Source organism: Zarconia navalis LEGE 11467, assembly GCF_015207075.1.
GTDB lineage: Bacteria > Cyanobacteriota > Cyanobacteriia > Cyanobacteriales > Geitlerinemataceae > Zarconia > Zarconia navalis.
The window spans coordinates 1-5,079 of sequence record NZ_JADEXN010000430.1 but is presented as its reverse complement, the minus strand read 5'-3'; the positions used below and the strand labels follow the sequence as shown (position 1 = coordinate 5,079).

Sequence of the window (5,079 nt, the reverse complement as noted above, 5' to 3'; positions counted from 1 at the left end):
CTCCTGGGGCGGCTCCACCACTTGCCAGTTGAACCCCCCTCGTGCCAGTTCCTGACTTAATGCCTGTCGGGTCTCTAGTAGTTGGGTGATGGTATTGCGCTGAATTTCCACCTCCGGTTGGAGACGGTTGTACTTAGCGATCGCCTTGGGAAAGCGATCGAGTTCGGCTCGCAGTTCCTCCTCGATGCTACCGAGTGCCCGATCGCGAGCTTGCAAACCCCGTAACTCCGCTTGCACCTCCAAAACCCGATCGACCAAATCTTGGTCGGTCTTACCGAGTTGTCCGGTTTGCCTGAGAGATTCCCCCGATTTGATGGGTGGAGCCGAATTGAGACCTAAAACCCGTTGTTGCTCTTGGGCGAGAAGGGTAAGTTGGCGCTGGCGCTGTTCTTGCAGCGCTTCCACGTCCGGGTGGTTGTTCGTTAATCTCAAACGTTCCTGGGCAAGGGTCAATTCGGTCTTTTGCAGTTCGTCGAGCAAGGCTTGGTAGCGAGATGACTGACTCAAGCGAGAGGCTATCAGTCCTTCTTTGGGGGAGCGAGTCAGTTGCCCCTGTAATGCCCCGTAACGAGCCTGAGTCTCCTCGTACTGAGCGCGTAGGGTACGCCGTTCCCCTTCGATCCTGTCTAGGGCTTCTGCAACGCTATTCGCCTGCTGCTGGGGATCGATGAAATTCTCGTTGGCGCGAAAGGCTTCGAGATCGTCTTCTAACTGGATGAGGCGATCTCTTGCGGTTTCGGACTGTTCGTCGATAAACGCCAGACCCTGGGTCAGGCGGAGCTTCTCCTGCTCTAAGTTATACTCCTGATAAACCTGTTGCAAGGTTTCGAGAATTTTTTGAGTTTTAACGGGGTTGCCATCGGTATAGACCGCTGCAAAAATTTGCGTTTCCTCTCCACCGGCTTCCACCCGAGACAGACCCAAGTTTTGTTCGATATCAGCTCCCTCTAGGTCTGGGTAATCAGTCCGCAACCGTGCGGCTACTTCTTCGGTAAACTGGGAACTCCGCATCAGAGCCAGCTGAGTGGCATAGTCATCGTCACCGGTCTGAGAACTCTCAAGAGTTCTTTCTAGGGTTTGCTTTTGGGGGTAGTTCGGCTCAACCAATAGCTGCATCGTACTGCGATAGGTCGGTTTCGTCTTTAGGGTAATCGCGGCTGTGGCGCACAAGACCGCAATAAAAATGCCCGAGAACCAATAGCGTTGGCGTACCAGGATGCCAAATAATTGACCGTAACCTAAATCTGCTTCCGCTGTTTCGTTGAGATGGCTCTGTGTCATGCGGGCTTCGCTAGTTGGGAACCATTGCCAGTTCGGGATGCCTCAAATCTACCATCGACGGTGTGCTCACGTGTGTCGCGATTCGCTCCACCTTTTGGAAAAAGATAGACTCGGAAAAATTGCCTAAAGCCCGGTCGCGAATTGCATGGAAATCCCAGTCTCGCTTTCGCGATTCGAGGAGTGCGGCTTTGAGGGACGCTGGGGTCTGCTCTTCAAATAATATTCCGGTTTGGTCGGGGACTTGAGTTTCTAAAATCCCTCCCGCACCATACCCAATGACGGGCGTACCGCTGGCGTTGGCTTCGATGGGAACCAGTCCGTAATCCTCCAGAGCCGAAATGACGACGGCACGCGCTTTGGACATCAACAAGCAGCGTTGGGTATCGCTGACGTATCCTAAGAATTGGACGTTATCGGAGGCGATCGATTCTAAGTATTTTCGCTCCGGACCGTTTCCAATAATAATGAGAGGCCACCCCAATTCGTTGAAAGCTCGAATCGTAACATCAATCCGCTTATATCCCAACAATCGCGATGTCACTAAGTAGAAGTCTTCTTTGCGATCGCTAAATTTGAACTTTTGGCTATCAATCGGATAGTGGGCAACTAAAGCGCGTCGTCCGTAAGCTTTCTGGATACGGCGCGAAACCACTCCGGAGTTAGCAATGTAGAGATCTGGTTCTTGGGCGTATTGTCGATCGACTCTCACCATACTCTTGAGGAGTTTGGCGATCGCCGGATAAATCAGTTTGTACTGCGAGTAGTTTTTGAGATACGTGTCCGTATCCCAGACGAAGCGAGTCACATTATGACAAAAGCAAATATGTTTGGCTCCGGGTCGTTTGCGGACGGACTTGGCAAAGCTACTGCTACTGCTGAGAATCAAATCGTACTCCTGAAGATCTAACATCCGGAAAGCTGGATAATAGAAAGGTGCCAACAACCGGAAATTTTTGGCAGCTCCGGGAATTTTTTGCAACACTGTTGTGTTCACAACTCGATCGCTCAAGTCGATCGTTCTTTGCGGATCGTACAGCGACGTAAAAATATCCGCCTCGGGAAAGTAATGACAAAGCAGTTCAAAAACTCGTTCAGCTCCACCTCTTTGAGTTAAATAGTCATGGACAAGCGCGATTTTCATAGTCTCTACATCCAGTCGATTTCTAATCGTTAATCCCCTAAAAGCCACTCTGTCAAGCAAACCTTAAACTATCGCGAATGGAGAATAGAATATTTATCGCTAAAATTCAGAAAAAAGCATCATAAAACGATGGCTATTCACCACTGAGTTTTCAGGTTTTAGCATTCTCAAGAAAGAGTCTGTGAATCAGCTCTAATACCCTTCATAGACTTTCAAGCAAAGATACGAATCCTAACTCTGGAACATACCGTATAACGCGATTTATGAATTCAAGATATTGAATTTTTAGTTGTTAGCTGAAATAACGCAAATCTGTTTTCTCTATGCCTAAAATTAAAAATTAACAACGACGGAATGCGAGTTTCAGCTTATCCCGCGCTGACGTTGCATCGTCAAAAAAAGTCAAATTCCAGATCGATACAATCGATACACAAGGGCGAACTACTTAAATTTCAATCCCTCGAATAAAATGACGTAACTTGGTTTTTTGGTTATACTCACCTCAGATTTTGTTACAAAAAAAGAACTAGAATCCGAGTAAGTTTGGGTTAGGAAATAGGCCAGTACTCAAGAATTAACCTTACCCATCCAGGCTGATTTTTTTCTATATAGTTGTACTTTGAAAAACATTAGTATGATTTTCGCTTTAAACACAAGTGTCGTAATAATTGTCCGGTCACAAGGATAAAAAACGATAACCACAAGGATTTTAGGAATTTGAACCTAAATTCTACTTTTGTTTCGGCTTTCAGTCCCAAAAGAGACCAAAAATTGTCTAGTTACCAATAGCTGACCTATTTTGATTAGCGATCTATTAGCATGGTAATGAGATGAGTAGATGTCTTCGAAAACTCAGCTTTTACCCAGGCAGGATAAGAGTTTGACGTGCATTTCCGGAGATGTCTAGTAACAGACTTGACCCTAATTTGAATAGTCGTTTGAGTTTAGGAGCTTGTTTGAGCTTTATAGATAGCCATAGTAATTTAATATGGAATCTTTTGACATCAGTATTTTCCGTATCTTTTTTGATTTATTTTGATACGAACCATACGAAAGTTCTCTTTTTAGAAAAATTAACTTCGTTATTTTTTACTTCGGTCGTTCGTGATATTTCACCAGAAAAAATTTTTGTCGTTGTCTTCATTCAATGGGAGTCATACGCTTTCAATTCAACCCCTCATGTCAAAATTGACTCAGCAGTCGCTGGGTGAGGCAAGCTCTGAAATACTGAACTTATTCTTTACCCAGTGTTAACTCAGTCTTAACTTTCTCATTGAACCTGACACGACAGGAAGTTATAACAGGTTAATATTTGTCAACAATTACGCTCGCATTATGGCCTCTCACTCATGAGTTGGCCATATTTTTACGCATAAAACTTGCTTAACTCTCAAGTAGTATACGTATTTACACGCATTTAAATGTACAGCGCCTCATGGTGTAAATACGTATTATTAACGTGAGTTCGGGTGAAAGATATCGTTCCGCCATGTTTTTCTTCGATAATCTGACGAGCGATTGCCATTCCTAACCCCGTGCCTTTTCCCACACCTTTAGTGGTAAATCCCTGCTCGAAAATATGCTGTCGCACTTCCTCTGGCATCCCCACCCCATTATCGGAAATCCGGATGGTGACTCCTTCATCTTAAATGTCGGTTTGAATGGTAATTTGGTTGGGATTTGCTGCAATTTCCTCAAAACTGCGATCGACATTTCCTTCATTTAATGCATCGATGGCGTTGGCAATCAGATTTATAAACACCTGATTCAGTTGTCCGGGAAAGCATTTCTCTTCAGGGCTATTCCCGTACTCTTTGAGGATTTCAATCTCCGGACGCTGTTCGTTGGCTTTGAGGCATGGTGAGGAAATCGGCGATCGCCCATTCTCCTTGTTTGCGTGGTTTCATCAGAACTCATCTTAACCTTGCGAGGGCTAAGTCGTGCAGACAAGTTCTATGTCATGCAAGTTTTAGTCTCGGAACTCGCCCAATCAGAGATGGAGACGATCGTACCCGATCGCTCTTATCCAGTATGGTCGCCGTATAATGCAGTTGACGCAGCAGAGATGATGCTAAAAGTACTACGCGCAGCTAAAACTCAAAACCATACGTCATAACACCCAACACTGTGTTGGTGCACATGGAATAGAGACGATCGATGAGATATTTGGGTGACTTGCGTCTTCAGAATTTCCACCTCATAGTTGTTCATCCTTCCACAAGACTCCCCGATGAAACCAGACCCCTCTCTCCACAGCGCGATCGACCTCCACCCCCTCACCGTATTCCCCGACACAACTGTATCTGATGCGATCGCCCGCCTCTTGGAAACCGATGCCAGTTGCGTGCTAGTTATCAAAAGTCCCAACTCTCCCAAACTCCTGGGTTGGCTAAACGATCGCGATCTTTTACGCTCGATCGCATCGGGGAAAAACGACACCGACTTAACGATACAAGCGGTGATGAAAGTACCGTCATCGGTACTCGAAGCATCGAGCGAGCAAAATGTATCCCTTCTGCTCGATCGATTTCGCAAAACCGAACTGAGCCATCTTCCCAACGTCGATGCCCAAGGTAACCTTATCGGATTAGTGACACAAAAAAGCTTGCTACAAGCCATCGATCCCCAAACTGTTCAGGGAGAAACCATCGATCGAC

The 5,079-nt window shown here is 46.0% G+C and carries 4 protein-coding genes and 1 pseudogene; 2 read left to right on the top strand and 3 right to left on the bottom strand.

Going from position 1 to position 5,079, the window contains the following annotated elements; all coding sequences use genetic code 11:
- The 3 genes and pseudogenes from IQ235_RS18665 to IQ235_RS18655 all read right to left on the bottom strand — a co-directional run.
- Nucleotides 1-1,281, bottom strand: a 1,281-nt coding sequence (locus IQ235_RS18665; protein WP_264322916.1) for a GumC family protein, incomplete at its 3' end; no start/stop codon positions are given.
- Between the two features lie 10 nt (nucleotides 1,282-1,291).
- Nucleotides 1,292-2,422 carry a glycosyltransferase gene (locus IQ235_RS18660; protein ID WP_264322915.1) on the bottom strand — a complete coding sequence of 377 codons (1,131 nt, stop codon included), beginning with the start codon at nucleotides 2,420-2,422 and terminating at the stop codon, nucleotides 1,292-1,294.
- A gap of 1,417 nt (nucleotides 2,423-3,839) precedes the next feature.
- Nucleotides 3,840-4,277: pseudogene (locus tag IQ235_RS18655) on the bottom strand (sensor histidine kinase); the annotation flags it as partial.
- 105 nt (nucleotides 4,278-4,382) lie between these two features.
- Here IQ235_RS18655 and IQ235_RS18650 point away from each other — a divergent pair.
- Together IQ235_RS18650 and IQ235_RS18645 are read left to right on the top strand one after the other, a co-directional pair.
- A complete protein-coding gene (locus tag IQ235_RS18650; protein WP_264322914.1) occupies nucleotides 4,383-4,538 on the top strand; it encodes a hypothetical protein in 156 nt (51 codons plus the stop codon).
- Between the two features lie 114 nt (nucleotides 4,539-4,652).
- A partial coding sequence (locus tag IQ235_RS18645) for a CBS domain-containing protein (RefSeq protein WP_264322913.1) occupies nucleotides 4,653-5,079 on the top strand: 427 nt, incomplete at its 3' end.